Genomic DNA, 15,308 nt, shown 5'->3' with positions numbered 1-15,308 from the left:
CCCTTGTGAATGAAGGAACCCCCATGCAGAACGACATTCCCGCCGACGACGGCGTCGAGCCCATCGCCATCGTCGGGCTCGCCGCCCGCCTGCCCGGCGCGGCCGACGTCGACGAGTTCTGGCGCAACCTGGTCGACGGCGTGGAGTCGACGACCGAGCTGACCCGCGAGGAGCAGCTCGCCCGCGGCGCCCAGCCGCAGGAGGTCGACGACCCGGGCTGGGTCAACCGTGCCCCGCTGGTGGACGGCTACGACGAGTTCGACGCCGGCCTGTTCGGGATGACCGCCCGCGAGGCCGAGATCACCGACCCGCAGCACCGGCTGTTCCTGGAGACCTGCTACACCGCGTTGCAGGACGCCGGCTACGACCCGGGCCGCTACGACGGCGCGGTCGGCGTGTACGCCGGCACCGGCGGAAACACGTACCTGCACCGCAACGTGTACCGCAACAAGCGGGTCGGCGGGAACCCGCACGGCGCGGTGTCGCTGGCCACCGGCAACTCGCCGAACTACGTGGCCACTAACGTGTCGTACCGGCTGGACCTGCGCGGCCCCAGCATGACCGTGCACACCGCCTGCTCCACCTCGCTGGTCGCGTTCCACCTGGCCTGCGAGGCGCTGCGCAACGGCGAGTGCGACATGGCCCTGGCCGGCGGCGTCAACATCGAGCTGCCGCACGTCGGCTACCTCGGCATGGACGGCTTCACCTCGCCGGACGGGCGGTGCCGGCCGTTCGACGCCGCAGCGAACGGCACGGTGTGGGGCAGCGGCGTCGGCGTGACGCTGCTCAAGCGGCTCTCCGACGCGATCGCCGACGGCGACCACATCCGCGCGGTCGTGCTCGGCAACGCCATCAACAACGACGGCGCCGGGAAGGTCGGCTTCACCGCCCCCAGCATCGACGGGCAGACGGAGGCCATCGCCCAGGCCGTCGCGCTCGCCGGCGTCGACCCGCGCAGCATCAGCTACGTCGAGGCGCACGGCACCGGCACCGCCCTCGGCGACCCGATCGAGGTCGCCGCGCTGTCCGCCGTCTACGCCAAGGACACCGACGAGCGCGGCTGGTGCGGCATCGGGTCGGTGAAGTCGAACATCGGCCACCTGAGCCAGCCCTCCGGCATCGTCAGCGTGATCAAGACGGTGCTGGCGATGGAGCACGGGCTGATCCCGCCGACCATCAACTACGAGGCGCCGAACCCGGCCATCGACTTCGCCGACACCCCGTTCTACGTGGCGAACACGCTGACCAAGTGGGACACCGACGGCGGGCCGCGCCGGGCCGGGGTCAGCTCCTTCGGCATCGGCGGCACCAACGCGCACGTCGTGCTCCAGGAGGCGCCGGCGGCGGAGCGGGACGAGCCGCCGGCCCGCCCGGCGCACCTGCTCCAGGTGTCGGCGAAGACGCCGACCGCGCTGGACGTCGCCGTGCGCCGGCTCGCCGAGCACCTGGAGGGCGGCAGCGACGTGGCGCTCGCCGACGTGGCGCACACGCTGCGCGTCGGCCGCCAGACGTACGCCCACCGCGCCGCCGTCGTGGCCGGGGACCCGGCGTCCGCCGCCGCCGCGCTGCGCGAGCGGCGCAAGGGCCACCGGGGCGTCGCCGACGGACCCGCCCCCCGGGTGGCGTTCCTGTTCAGCGGCCAGGGCTCGCAGTATGCCGGGATGGGCGCCGAACTGTACGCCCAGGACCGGGCGTTCGCCGCCGCCGTGGACGAGTGCGCCGACCTGCTCCGCCCCGAGCTGGGCCTGGACATCCGGGACCTGATCCTCGGCCGCGACCCGGACGCGGCGGACAAGCTCACCGAGACCCGGTGGACCCAGCCCGCGTTGTTCACCGTCGAGTACGCCCTCGCCGTCGCGTGGCGGGCCGCCGGGGTCGTCCCGGCCGCGATGATCGGCCACTCCATCGGCGAGTACGTGGCCGCCACGCTCGCCGGCGTGCTCGACCTCGCGGACGCGCTGCGCGTGGTGGCCGCCCGGGGCCGGCTCATGCACTCCCTGCCCGCCGGCTCGATGCTGGCGGTCACGCTCGACGAGTCGGCGGTGGCCGACCGGCTGCCTCAGGGCCTGTCGGTGGCCACCGTGAACGGCCCCGGCACCTGCGTGGTGGCCGGCGAGACCGCGCTCGTGGAGGAGTTCGCCGTCAGCCTGGGCGGCAAGAACAAGTCGAAGCTGCTGCGCACCTCGCACGCGTTCCACTCGCCGATGATGGACCCGATCCTGGACGAGTTCACCGCGCTGATGGCCACCGTGCCGCTTCGCGCCCCGGCGGTGCCGTTCCTGTCGAACGTGACCGGCACCTGGATCACCGAGGCGCAGGCCACCGACCCGGCGTACTGGGCCGCGCACCTGCGCCGCCCGGTCCGCTTCGGCGCGTGCGTGGCCACGCTGCTCGCCGAGGGCACCTGGGCGCTCGTCGAGTGCGGCCCCGGCCGGCAACTGGCCAACCTGGCCCGGATGCAGGTCGCCAAGGCCGGCGAGGCGCAGCGCGCGCTGACCCCGCTGGGCAGCCTGCCCGGCGCGGGCGAGCAGACCGGTGACCTGGCCGCGCTGCTCGGCACGGCCGGCGCGCTCTGGTGCGCCGGGGTGCCGGTGCGCCTTGCGGCCGACCCGGCGGCGCGGCGGGTGCCGCTGCCCACGTACCCGTTCGAGCGGCGCCGCTACTGGATCGACCCGGACCCGGAGCAGGAACTGGCCGCGGCGCCCGTCGAGACCGGCCCCCGGCCGCTGCCGGAGTGGTTCGCGGTGCCGGTGTGGCGCCAGGCCGCCCCGGCGCGCGCCGTGGAGCCGCTGGGCCGCTGCCTGGTGCTGGCCGACGGTCCGCGCGGCGAGGCGCTCGTGGCCGCGTTGCGCGCCGCCGGCGACGACCCGGTCGAGGTACGCGCCGGCGAGGCGTTCACCGCCACCGCGAGCGGTTTCCGGCTGCGCCCCGGCGTACGCGCCGACGCCGAGGAGCTTCTGGCCGCGCTCGGCGCCGACGTGCCCCGCCGGATCGTGCACGCGTTCGCCCTCGACGGCGAGCCGGCCGGCACCGACCCGGCGGCGGCCTGGGCGGCGCAGGAGCGCGGCTTCTTCGGCGCGCTGCACCTGGTGCAGGCGCTCGCGGGCGCCGGTGTGACCGCCGACGAGGCGGGCGTACGCCTGGACCTGGTCACCGCCGGCATCGGCGACGTACGCGGCGACGACCTCGTCCGCCCCGAGCACGCCACGCTGGCCGGCCTGGCCCGGGTGCTCCCGGCCGAGCTGCCCGGCCTGACCGTGCGGCTGCTGGACACCGACCCGGCCGCGCGCGGCGTGGCCGCCCTGGTGGCCGAGCTGCGCAGCCCGGTCGACGCCGAGCACCCGGAGGTGGCGCTGCGCGGCGACCGCCGCTGGCTCGGCGGCTACGAGCAGGTGAGCGTCGCGGCCGAGGCGGAGCCGGGCGTGCTGCGCGAGGAGGGCCGCTACCTGATCACCGGCGGTCTCGGCGGCATCGGCGTCACCCTGGCCGAGGACTTCGCCCGCCGGGCCCGCGCCAAGCTGGTGCTGCTGGCCCGCTCCGGGCTGCCCGGGCGCGACGAGTGGGACGCGCACCTGGCGGTGCACGGCGGCGCGGACCGGGCCGGACGCGCCATCGCGGCGATCCGCCGGATGGAGGCCGCGGGCGCCGAGGTGCTGGTGCTCGCCGCCGACGTCACCGACGCGGACGACCTGCGCCGGGTCCGCGACGAGGCCGAGCGGCGGTTCGGCGGGCTCGACGGCATCGTGCACGCCGCCGGCCTGCCCGGCGGTGGCATGGCCGAGATCAAGGAGCGCGACGAGGCGCAGCGTGTGCTGGCCCCGAAGCTGGCCGGCACGCTCGCGCTGGCCCAGGTCTTCGGCGACCTGCCGCTGGACTTCGTCGTGCTGTGCTCCTCGATCACCGCGGTGATCGGCGGGTTCGGCCAGGTCGACTACTGCGCCGCGAACAACTTCCTGGACGCCTTCGCGCGCTCCGGCACCGGGTTCCGCGCCCCGGTCGTGTCGCAGAACTGGGGCGGCTGGGCCGAGGTCGGCATGGCGGTGGAGACCGCCGCGCCGGCCGCGTTCCGGGCCGCCGGGCGGGACACCGTGACCACCACGGTCACGCACCCGGTGCTGACCACGATGGTCGCCGGGCCGGACGGCACGGTGCTGCACGGCCTGGTCGCGGCCGACACCCACTGGCTGCTCGACGAGCACCGGATCGGCGGCGTGCCGGTGGTGCCGGGCACCGCCCACCTGGAGTCGGTACGCGCGGCGGTGGCCGCCGCGCTGCCCGCGCCGGGGCCGGACGCCGCGGTCGAGCTGCGCGACGTGGTGTTCCTGGAGCCGTTCTCGGTGCCGGACGGCACCGTGGCCCAGTACCGGGTCGAGCTGACCCCGACCGAGGACGGCACCGACTTCACCGTGGCCAGCCTCGTCGCCGGCCAGGCGCGCGCCCACGTACGCGGCAGCGCCGGGTGGACCACCGAGGCGGCCCCGCCGGCCGCCGTGCCCGCCGTGGCCGGACGGCGGGTCGACGACGACGCCTCGTTCGGCCGGGGACGCACCAGCATGCTGACGTTCGGCCCGCGCTGGGCGGCGCTGGCCGAGCACCACCTCGCCGACGGCGAGGAACTGGCCCGCGTGCAGGCGCCCGCCGCCGCGCTCGGCGACCTGCCCTCGTGGGGGCTGCACCCGGCGCTGCTGGACGTGGCCACCGCGTTCGGCCGCGGCCAGGGCTCCGGCACCTACCTGCCGTTGTCGTACGGCCGGATCGTGGTGCGCGGCGCGCTGCCGGCGACGTTCCACAGTCACCTGCGGCACCGGCCCGCCGCCACCGACGAGGTGGTCGCCGCCGACCTGTCGCTGCGCGACCCGGACGGGCGGGAACTGGTCGCGATCAGCGACTTCGTGCTGCGCCGGGTCGACCAGGACGCGGTCACCGGCAACCTGGCCGAAGCCCCGGCGGACGCCGACGCCCCGGCGCCGGTGACCGAGGACATCCGCCCGGTCGACGGCGCGGAGGCGTTCCGGCGCAGCCTCGCCGCCGGGCTCGGCGCCCAGGTGGTGATCGCCACCCGCACCGTCGCCGACATCCGTCGCCGGGCCGCCCGGGTCACCACCGACAGCATCGCCGAGGAGACCGACGCGGCGGCCGGCGCGACCGCGGCCACCGGCGGCGGCTCGGCCGCACCCGGCACCGAGCTGGAGAAGACCATCGCCCAGGTGTGGCGCGACGGTCTCGGCGTCACCGACATCGGCGTGGACGACGACTTCTTCGCCCTCGGCGGCAACTCGCTGGTCGCCGTGCAGCTGATCGCCGCCATGCGAAAGGCGACCGGGGTGCGGCTGCCGATGCGCAGCCTCTTCGAGACCCCCACGGTGGCCGGCCTGGCCGCCCGGATCGAGGAGCTGCGCGCCGAGGCGCCCGCCGACCAACCGGCCGCCCCGGCGGCGATCCCGGCCATCCCGCGGCTGCCCCGCGGCTGACACCCGACGGAACAAGGAGACACCGCACCATGAGCGAGACAACCGCGACGCTGCCGGTGGTCGTCGAGAACGACGGCCGACCGCTGACCGACCTCATCGCCGCCCGGCGCGCCGAGCTGCGGGACACCCTCGTCGCCAGCGGAGGGCTGCTGTTCCGCGGCTTCGACGTGGGCGGCGTGGACGGCTTCGACCAGGCCGTACGGGCGCTGGCCGGTGAGCCGCTGACCTACACCGAGCGCTCCTCGCCCCGGCACTCCATCAAGGGCCGGGTCTACACCTCGACCGACTACCCGCCGGACGAGGAGATCTTCCTGCACAACGAGAACTCGTACCAGGCGCGCTGGCCGCTGACGCTGTTCTTCTACTGCGTCACGCCGCCGGACAGCCAGGGCGCCACGCCGCTGGCCGACGTGCGCCGGGTGTACGAGCTGATCGACCCGGCGGTACGTGAGGAGTTCGTCCGCCGCCGCTGGATGCTGGTGCGCAACTTCCACGGCGACTTCGGCACCCGCTGGCAGGAGGTGTTCAACACCGAGAGCCGCGCCGAGGTGGAGGCGTACGCGGCGGACAACGGGATCACCGTGGAATGGGTCGGCAAGGACGGCCTGCGTACCCGCGCGGTCCGGGACGTGGTGCACCACCGGCCCGGATCGGACACCCCGCGCTGGTTCAACCACGCCACCTTCTTCCACCTGAGCACGTTGCCCAAGGACTACCAGGAAGGGCTGCTGGCCATGTTCGGCGCCGACGGGCTGCCGTCGAACACCTACTACGGCGACGGCGGCGAGATCCCCGCCGACGTGATGGACCACCTGCGCGCCGCCTACCGGGCGGCCACGGTCCGCTTCGACTACCAGCGCGACGACGTGCTGGTGGTGGACAACATGACCGCCGCGCACGGCCGGGAGCCGTTCACCGGCCCCCGCAAGATCGCCGTGGCGATGGCCGAGCCGCACACCCCCGACACCGCAGGAGCGAACTGACATGGCCGAATCCCGATTCCTGGTCGTCCGCAACGACGAGGAGCAGTACTCGATCTGGTCGGCCGACCGCGAGCTGCCCGCCGGCTGGCACGACACCGGCTTCGCCGGCAGCCGCGAGGAGTGCCTGGCCCACGTGGACGAGGTCTGGACCGACATGCGTCCCCGCTCGGTGCGCGAGGCCCTCTCATGACCCAGGAGTGGACGTTCCCGGCCTCCTACGCCCAGGAGCGGGTGTGGATGGCCAACCAGCTCGACGCCGGGTCGCCGGTGTTCAACGTCTCCTTCCCGTGGATGTTCCCCGCCGACGTGGACGCCGAGACGGCCGGCGACGTGGTCAACCGGGTGATCGCCCGGCACGAGGCGCTGCGTACCCACCTGCGGGTCGACGACGGCGCGCTGGTGCAGGTCGTGCGCGCCCACGAACCGGCGCCGCTGCCCGTCACCGACGTCACCCATCTGCCCGCCGGTGAGCAGCGCGGCGAGTTCGAGCGGATCCGCGGCGAGATGGCGCGCGCCCCGATCCCGATGGACGCCGCGCCGCTGTGGCGGGCCCGGCTGATCCGCATGGAGGACGGGCTCGCGCTGGCGTTCGTGGCGCACCACGCCGTCTTCGACAGCCACTCGGCGGTGCTGTTCCACCACGAACTGGTCGCGTTCTGCGAGGCCGCGCGCACCGGCGCCGAGCCCGCCGTGCCCGAGCTGCCCATCCAGTACGCCGACTTCGCGGTCTGGCAGCGCCAGCAGCTCACCGGCGAGGAACTGGACCGGCAGCTCGCCTTCTGGACCGGCCACCTGGCCGGAGCGCCGCCGGTGATCGGCCTGCCGCTGGACCGGCCCCGTCCGGGCCAGCTCGGGTTCGCCGGTGACGAGGTGCGCTTCACGCTGCCCGACGGGCTGCTGGACCGGATCGGCACGCTGGCCACCGGCGCGCAGGCCACCCCGTACATGGTGCTGCTGGCCGGTTTCGCGGCGCTGCTGTCGCGGATCTCCGGCGACACCGACGTGGTGGTGGGGGTGGCCACCGCGGGCCGCGACAACCCGGAGCTGGCGCCGCTGATCGGCATGTTCGTCAACCCGGTGGCGCTGCGCTGCGACGTCTCCGGCGACCCGGCGTTCGCGGCGCTGCTCGGCCGGATCCGCAACGGCCTGATCGACGCCATGGAGCACGGCCAGGCGCCGTTCCAGAAGATCGTCGAGGCGGTCGACCCGCAGCGGGACCCGTCGGTGCAGCCGATCTTCCAGACCGCCCTGAACTGGATCCCGGACTCCGGCCTCGACCCGGTGGAGCTGGGCACCACGAAGGACGACCTGGCCTTCGACATCACCACCGGGGAGTGCCGCCTGGTCTACCGGACCGAGCTGTTCGACCGGGAGACCGCCGAGGCGGTGGTGCGCCGCTACGTGCGGCTGCTCGCCGCCGCCGTCGCCGAGCCGCAGCGCACCGTCGCCGCGCTGCCGCTGCTCACCGACGACGAACATGACCTGGTGCTGGGCGCCTGGAACGACACCGCCCACGACGTGCCGGCGAGCACTGTGGTCGACGAGGTGCAGCGGCAGGCCGCCGCCACCCCGGACGAGCCGGCGCTGGTCTGCGACGGCGCGACGCTGCGCTACGCCGAGCTGAACACCGCCGCGAACCGGCTGGCCCGGCTGCTGGTGGCGCGCGGGGCCGGCCCGGAGACCCGGGTCGCGCTGGCCCTGCCCCGCTCCTGCGACCTCGTCGTGGCGATGCTCGCCGTGCTGAAGGCCGGCGCCGCGTACGTGCCGGTGGACACCACGTACCCGGCCGGGCGGATCGCGTACCTGCTCACCGACGCCGCGCCCGCGCTGGTGGTGGCCGACCCGGACACCGCCGCCCTGGTGCCCGGCGACGCGCTGGTGCTCGACGGCGAGGTCGGCTCCGACCAGCCCGGCGACGACCTCACCGACGCCGACCGGGTCGCCCCGCTGCGCCCCGAACACCCCGCGTACGTGCTCTACACCTCCGGCTCCACCGGCCGGCCCAAGGGCGTGGTGGTCGAGCACCGGGCGGTGACCGCGTACCTGGCCTGGGCCCGGGCCACCTACCCGGGGCTTTCCGGGGTGGCGCTGCTGCACTCGCCGGTCTCGTTCGACCTCACCGTCACCGGCCTGCTCGGCACGCTCACCGCAGGCGGCACGGTACGGCTCGCCGCGATCGACGAGCCCGCCGCCCGCGCCGGTGGGCGGCCGACCTTCCTCAAGGTCACGCCGAGCCACCTGCCGCTGCTCGACGGCGAGCTGTCACCGACGACCGACCTGGTCATCGGCGGCGAGGCGCTGACCGGGGAGCAGCTCGCCGCCTGGCGGGCCGCGCACCCCGACGTGGCGGTGATCAACGAGTACGGCCCGACCGAGGCCACTGTGGGCTGCGTCGCGGCCCGCATCGCCCCCGGCGAGCCGGTCCCGGCCGGCCCGGTGCCGATCGGCACGCCCACCTGGAACACCCGGGCACTGCTGCTCGACACCGCGCTGCGCCCGGTGCCGCCGGGCGTGGTGGGGGAGCTGTACGTCACCGGCACGCAGCTCGCCCGCGGCTACCACGAGCGGCCCGGCCTGACCGCCGAGCGGTTCCTGCCCTGCCCGTACGGCCCGCCCGGCGCCCGGATGTACGCCACCGGCGACCTGGCCCGCTGGCGCGCCGACGGCACGCTGGACTACCTGGGCCGCCGCGACGACCAGGTCAAGGTGCGCGGCATGCGGATCGAGCTGGGCGAGGTCGAGGCGGCGCTGCTGGCCCACCCGGACGTACGGGCCGCCGCCGCGGCGGTCCGCGCCGACGGCGGCGAGCCGATGCTCGTCGGCTACCTGGTGGGCCCGGCCCACGAGGACTCGGTCCGCGCCGAACTGGCCCGCGAGCTGCCGGCGCACCTGGTGCCGGCCGCCCTGGTCCGGCTGGACGCGCTGCCGCTGACCCCGAACGGCAAGCTGGACCGCGCCGCGCTGCCCGCCCCGGCGACGGCCGAGACGGCGCAGGACAGCTACGTCGCGCCCCGCACCGAGGCCGAGGCCCTGGTCGCCGAGGTGTACGCCGACATCCTCCAGGTGGAGAAGGTCGGCGCGCACGACGACTTCTTCGCCCTCGGTGGCAACTCGCTGCGCGGCATGCGGGCGATGGCCCGCATCCGCGCCGAGGTGGACGTGGAGCTGCCCATGCGGGCGCTGTTCAGCAGCCCCGTGGTGGCGGACCTGGCCGCCCAGATCGAACAGCGGATCGCCGCCGAGCTCGACGGTCTCTCCGACACCGAGGTCGCCGCGCTGCTCGCGGCGGAAGAGGGAACCAACTGATGACCGACCTGAAGGATCCGGCCCGCGAGGCGGCCCGGCAGGCGCTGATCGCCCGACGGCTACGCGCCCGCCAGACCGCAACCGCGGCCCGGATCGCCCCCCGCCCGGCCGGCGCCGAGGTGCCGCTGTCCTACGCCCAGGAGCGGGTCTGGTTCATGGACCAGCTCGCCCCGGGCGAGGCGGCGTACCACATCGCGGTGCCGCTGCGGGTGCGTGGACCGCTCGACGTGGACGCGCTGCGCGCCGCCCTGACCGCGCTCGCGGACCGGCACGAGTCGCAGCGCACCCGCTTCCCGGCCGACTCCGACGGCCGCCCCACGGTGGTGATCGCGGACACCGCGGACGTGCCGCTCACGGTGGTGGACGCGCCCGACGAGGCCGCCGCGCAGGCGCTGGTCGAGGCGGCGGCGGCCGAGCCGTTCGACCTCGCCGCGGGGCCGCTGCTGCGGGCCCTGCTGATCCGGCTCGCCGCCGACGACCACGTGCTGTTCCTGGCCCAGCACCACATCGTCGGCGACGGCTGGTCGGTGGACGTGCTGCTGCGTGACCTGATCACGCTCTACCGGGGCGGCGAGCCGCCCGCCCTGCCGATCCAGTACGGCGACTTCGCCGTCTGGGAGGCCCAGGAGCTGGACGGCCCGCAGGCGCGGGCGCACGTCGACTACTGGAAGCAGCGGCTGGCCGGCATCACCCCGCTGGAACTGCCGCTGGACCGGCCCCGCCCGGCCACCCAGACCTACCGGGGCGACTTCGTCGAGTTCCAGCTCGACCCGGCCGCCACCGAGGCGCTCAACACGCTCACCCGCGACAGCGGCGGCACGCTGTTCATGACGTTGCTCGCCGCGTACCAGGTGCTGCTGGCCCGGCACTCCGGCCAGGACGACTTCGCCATCGGCGCGTCGGTCGCCGGACGGTCCGCGCCGGAGCTGGAGAACCTCGTCGGCATGTTCATCAACATGCTGCCGCTGCGCGCCGACCTGGGCGACGACCCGACCTTCGCCGAGCTGCTGGAGCGCACCCGCCGCACCGTGCTGGACGGTTTCGAGCACGCCGAGGTGCCGTTCGCCAAGGTCGTGCACGAGCTGGGCCTGCCGCGCGACGTCAGCCGCTCCCCGGTGTTCCAGGCCATGTTCGTGCTGCAGAACTACGAGATGGGCCGGTTCACCGGCGTGTCCCGCACCGACGAGGTCACGTTCACCTGGACCCCGATGGAGTTGCGGGCCACCCGGTTCGACTTCGAGCTGCACGCGGTCGAGACCGTCGACGGGCTCTGGGGCAAGCTGGTCTTCAACACCGACCTGTTCGACCGGGCCACCGTGGAGCGGATGGCGCAGCGGTGGACCGCCCTGCTGGACGCGGTCGTCGCCGCGCCGGACACCCCGGTCTCCCGGCTGCCCCTGCTGCCCGCCGCCGAGCGGGAGCTGCTGGCCGCCTGGAACGACACCAGCGCGGACTTCCCGCGCGCCGAGACGCTGCACGGCCCGATCGAGGAGCGCGCCGCGGCCACCCCGGACGCGGTGGCGGTCACCATCGACGGCCACAGCCGCACGTACGCCGAGCTGAACGCGCAGGCCAACCGCGTCGCGCACCGGCTGCGCGCGGCCGGCGTCGGCCCGGAGACCCTGGTCGGGGTCTGCGCGGAACGCTCGGTGGAACTGGTCGCCGGCCTGCTCGGCGTGCTCAAGGCCGGCGGCGCGTACCTGCCGCTGGACCCGGAGTACCCGGCCGACCGGCTCGCGTTCATGGTCGGCGACGCGGACGCGCCGGTGGTGCTGGTCCAGTCGCACCTGCGCGACGTGCTGCCCGACACCGGCGCCACGGTGCTCGAACTGGACGACGCCACCGTGTGGAGCGGTCAGCCCGACACCAACCCGGCGCCGGCCGCCGGGCCGGAGCACCTGGCGTACGTCATCTACACCTCCGGCTCCACCGGCCGCCCGAAGGGCGTGCCGAACACGCACCGGGGCATCGTCAACCGGCTCGACTGGATGCAGAAGACGTACCGCCTCGGCGCCGACGACGCGGTGCTCCAGAAGACCCCGGCGAGCTTCGACGTGTCGGTGTGGGAGTTCTTCTGGCCGCTGCGCACCGGCGCGCGCCTGGTGCTGGCCAAGCCGGGCGGCCACAAGGACGCCGGCTACCTGCGTGACCTGCTGGTGTCCGAGCGGATCACCACCGCCCACTTCGTCCCGTCGATGCTCACCGTCTTCCTCGCCGAGGACGGCGTGGAGGCGGCCACCGCGCTGCGCCGGGTGATCTGCTCCGGCGAGGAACTGCCGCTGGCCTCGGCAGCCGACTTCACCGCCCGGCTGCCCTGGTGCGGCCTGCACAACCTGTACGGCCCGACCGAGGCGGCCATCGACGTGACCGCCTGGGCGTGCGAGCCGGACCGGCTGGCGCAGGTGACCAGCGTGCCGATCGGCGCGCCGATCGCCAACCTGCGGCTGCACGTGCTCGACCCGTCCGGCGCCCAGTGCCCGGTCGGGGTGGCCGGCGAGCTGCACATCGGCGGTGTCGGGCTGGCCCGCGGCTACCACCGCCGGCCGGCGCTGACCGCGGAGAAGTTCGTCCCCGACCCGTTCTCCGCCGAACCGGGCGCCCGCCTCTACCGCACCGGCGACCTGGCCCGCTGGGTAATCGGCCCGGACGGCGCCGGGGTGATCGAGTTCCTGGGCCGCATCGACCACCAGGTCAAGCTGCGCGGCCTGCGCATCGAGCTGGGCGAGATCGAGAGCGCGCTGCGCGACCAGCCGGGCGTCACCGAGGCCACGGTGATCGTCCGGGAGGACAGCCCGGGCGACAAGCGGCTCACCGCGTACCTGGTGGGGGCGGCCGAGCACGCCGCGCTGAAGGCGGCGCTGAAGGACACGCTGCCCGAGTACATGGTGCCGGCCGCGTTCGTCACGCTCGACGCGCTGCCGCTGACCCCGAACGGCAAGCTGGACCGCAAGGCGCTGCCCGCGCCGGTGGTCACCCGCGAGGCGTCGGTGGCGCTGGTCGAGCCGCGCGACGACACCGAACGGGCGCTGGCCGCGATCTGGTCCGAGGTGCTCGGCGTGGACACGCTCGGCATCGACGACGACTTCTTCGACCTGGGCGGGCACTCGATGCTCGCCACCCAGGTGGTCGCGAAGATCCGCAAGGCGGAGCTGGGCGGCCGGGCGGTCGGCGTGATGGACCTGTTCCAGCAGCGCACCATCCGCGACCTGGCCGCGTTCATCTCCGGCGACGCCGCCCAGGAGGGGCCGCGCCGGCTGCTCTACGAGCTGACCAAGCCGATCCCGGCGGGCAAGCGGGTGCTGACGTACGTCTGCGTGCCGTACGGCGGCGGCAGCGCCATCGTCTACCAGCCGCTGGCCGACGCGCTGCCGGCCGGGTACGGGCTGTGGTCGCTGGCCATCCCCGGCCACGACGTCGGCCTCACCGAGGACGCGCTGCCGTTCGAGGAGCTGACCAGCCGGGTCGCCGACGAGATCCTGGAGCGGGTCGAGGGACCGATCGCCCTGTACGGCCACTGCGGCGTGGGCAGCGCGATCGTCGCCGAGGTGGCCCGCAAGGTCGAGGCGTCCGGCCGGGACCTGGAGGCCGTCTACATCGGCGCGATGTTCCCGTTCGCCCGCCCCAAGGGCGTCTTCTCGGCGGCCCGCAACAAGCTGGAGCAACTGCGCAGCAACAAGCACTACGCGAGCTGGCTCAAGTCGATGGGCGTGGACACCGACGAGCTGGACCCGGAGCAGGCCGACCGGATCATCAGCAACATGCGGGCCGACTCCCGCGCCTCGGAGGAGTACTTCACCCGGCTGCTGGACAAGCAGGCGACGAAGCTGCGCGCGCCGATCATCTCGGTGGTCGGCTCCGAGGACCCGGTCACCGACTACTACCGCGAGCGGTACACCGAGTGGCAGTTCCTCAGCGACACGCTCGGGCTGGTCGTGCTCGACCAGGCCGGTCACTTCTTCCTGAAGTACCGCGCCGAGGAGCTAGCCGAGATCGTCACGCAGGCGCACCCGGCGGTGGTCGCCGGTGACATCGGCGCGCTGAGCCCGCAGGCGCGGGGTGAGGACGCCGGCTGGGCGGTGGCGGACACGCTGCGCGTGGGCGTGGCCCGCAAGGCCAGCACCGCGGTCAAGCCGAGCATGGGCCGCTTCCTGGCCATCACGGTCGGGCAGCTCGTCTCCAGCACCGGCTCCGCGCTGACCGCGTTCGCGCTGCCGATCTGGCTGTTCAACCGCACCGGCTCGGTGGCCGACCTCGGTCTGCTGTGGGCGCTGGCGCTGATCTGCGGCGTGCTCATGCTGCCGGTCGCCGGCGCGCTGGTGGACCGGGTCAGCCGCCGCCGGATCATGATGACGGCCAGCTGCTTCGCCGGCTCCATCCAGCTGGTGCTGGCCAGCCTGCTGTGGACCGACAACCTGGTGCTCTGGCACATCTACCTGCTGGTGGCGCTGAGTTCGGTGGCCGGATCGTTCCAGCGGATCGCGTTCCAGTCGGCGGTGCCGCAGCTGGTGCCCAAGCGCTACCTCGGGCACGCCATGGGCATCACCCAGCTGTCCACCGGTGTGGCCACGCTGCTCATGCCGGCGTTCGCGGCCGGCCTGCTCGCCACCATCGACCTGAAGGGCATCCTGCTCGTCGACGTGGCCAGCTACGTGCTCGCGGTGCTCACGCTCGCCGTGGTCCGCTTCCCGGACGCGCTCGGCTGGCGGCCCCGGGAGCGGCTGCTGGTGGCCATCGCCAACGGCATGCGCTACTCCTGGCGGCACCGCGGATTCCGGCTGATGCTCGGCTACTTCGCGCTGGGCAACATCTTCCTGGCGCCCGCGCTGGTGCTGATCACCCCGTTGGTGCTGTCGTTCGGCAGCCCCACCCAGGTCGCCCAGGTCGCGCTGGCCGAGGCGGTCGGCGCGGTGCTCGGCGGCATCCTCATGTCGCTGTGGGGCGGGCCGCGCAAGCGCCGCATGATCGGCGTGCTGATCGGCAACCTGGGCACCGCGATCGGCTGCATGCTGATCGGCCTGGACGCCTCGGTGGCGATGATCTGCGTCGGGTTCTGCTGGCTGGCCATGTCGATGACCACCGCGCAGTCGATCTACGCGACGATCGTCCAGGTGAAGGTGCCGCAGCGCTTCCACGGCCGGGTGTTCAGCCTCAACCAGACCATCTCCTGGTCCACGCTGCCGATCGGGTTCGCGCTGCTGGCGCCGGGCGCCACCGCGCTGTTCGAGCCGATGCTCGCGCCGGGCGGGGCGCTGGCCGGCACGGTGGGCGCGGTGATCGGCACCGGACCGGGCCGGGGCATCGGCTTCGCGTACATCTGTTTCGGCGCGGCGCTGGTCCTGGTCACGCTCGGCGGGTTCGCGATCCGCCTGCTGCGCCGCTTCGACATCGAGGTGGAGGATTCCCTGCCGGACGACCTGATCGGCGCTCAGGAGCGTGAGAAGCGCCTGGCCGCCAAGGCCGAGAAGAAGGAGCTCGTCTCGGTCTGACCCCGCCTCCCATCCGGTTGATCAAGGAGTTCGTGTCCTTTCCGGGCCTTCCGGCCGGCGCG

At 74.3% G+C, this 15,308-nt stretch carries 5 protein-coding genes; all 5 read left to right on the top strand.

Features of this window, described 5'->3' with window-relative positions:
* Window positions 1-23 precede the first annotated feature (23 nt).
* The 5 genes from DQE82_RS23015 to DQE82_RS22995 are packed head-to-tail and all read left to right on the top strand — an operon-like array spanning window position 24 to window position 15,246.
* Window positions 24-5,471: a type I polyketide synthase gene (locus DQE82_RS23015; RefSeq protein ID WP_113973830.1), complete on the top strand. Its 5,448-nt coding sequence runs from the start codon at window positions 24-26 to the stop codon at window positions 5,469-5,471.
* 29 nt (window positions 5,472-5,500) lie between these two features.
* The gene (locus DQE82_RS23010; protein WP_043324628.1) at window positions 5,501-6,454 is read left to right on the top strand and encodes a TauD/TfdA family dioxygenase; all 954 of its coding nucleotides are present in this window, start codon (window positions 5,501-5,503) and stop codon (window positions 6,452-6,454) included.
* A 1-nt stretch (window position 6,455) separates the two neighbouring features.
* Window positions 6,456-6,644 carry an MbtH family NRPS accessory protein gene (locus tag DQE82_RS23005; RefSeq protein WP_043324625.1) on the top strand — a complete coding sequence of 63 codons (189 nt, stop codon included), beginning with the start codon at window positions 6,456-6,458 and terminating at the stop codon, window positions 6,642-6,644.
* Window positions 6,641-9,760, top strand: coding sequence for a non-ribosomal peptide synthetase (locus DQE82_RS23000; RefSeq protein WP_113973828.1), 3,120 nt, complete (start codon window positions 6,641-6,643; stop codon window positions 9,758-9,760). The genes DQE82_RS23005 and DQE82_RS23000 overlap by 4 nt, the downstream gene beginning before the upstream one ends.
* Window positions 9,760-15,246, top strand: a complete 5,487-nt coding sequence (locus DQE82_RS22995) for a non-ribosomal peptide synthetase/MFS transporter (protein ID WP_113973826.1) — start codon at window positions 9,760-9,762, stop codon at window positions 15,244-15,246. Before DQE82_RS23000 ends, DQE82_RS22995 begins: the two co-directional genes overlap by 1 nt.
* Window positions 15,247-15,308 lie beyond the last annotated feature (62 nt).

The sequence above is a fragment of the Micromonospora sp. LHW51205 genome, from assembly GCF_003315815.1.
Taxonomy (GTDB): domain Bacteria; phylum Actinomycetota; class Actinomycetes; order Mycobacteriales; family Micromonosporaceae; genus Micromonospora; species Micromonospora chalcea.
This window is presented reverse-complemented; position numbering and strand designations above follow the sequence as displayed.

Coding starts and splice junctions, on each gene's coding strand:
- DQE82_RS23015 (WP_113973830.1), top strand. CDS start 24: ATGCAGAACGACATTCCCGCCGACGACGGCGTCGAGCCCATCGCCATC.
- DQE82_RS23010 (WP_043324628.1), top strand. CDS start 5,501: ATGAGCGAGACAACCGCGACGCTGCCGGTGGTCGTCGAGAACGACGGC.
- DQE82_RS23005 (WP_043324625.1), top strand. CDS start 6,456: ATGGCCGAATCCCGATTCCTGGTCGTCCGCAACGACGAGGAGCAGTAC.
- DQE82_RS23000 (WP_113973828.1), top strand. CDS start 6,641: ATGACCCAGGAGTGGACGTTCCCGGCCTCCTACGCCCAGGAGCGGGTG.
- DQE82_RS22995 (WP_113973826.1), top strand. CDS start 9,760: ATGACCGACCTGAAGGATCCGGCCCGCGAGGCGGCCCGGCAGGCGCTG.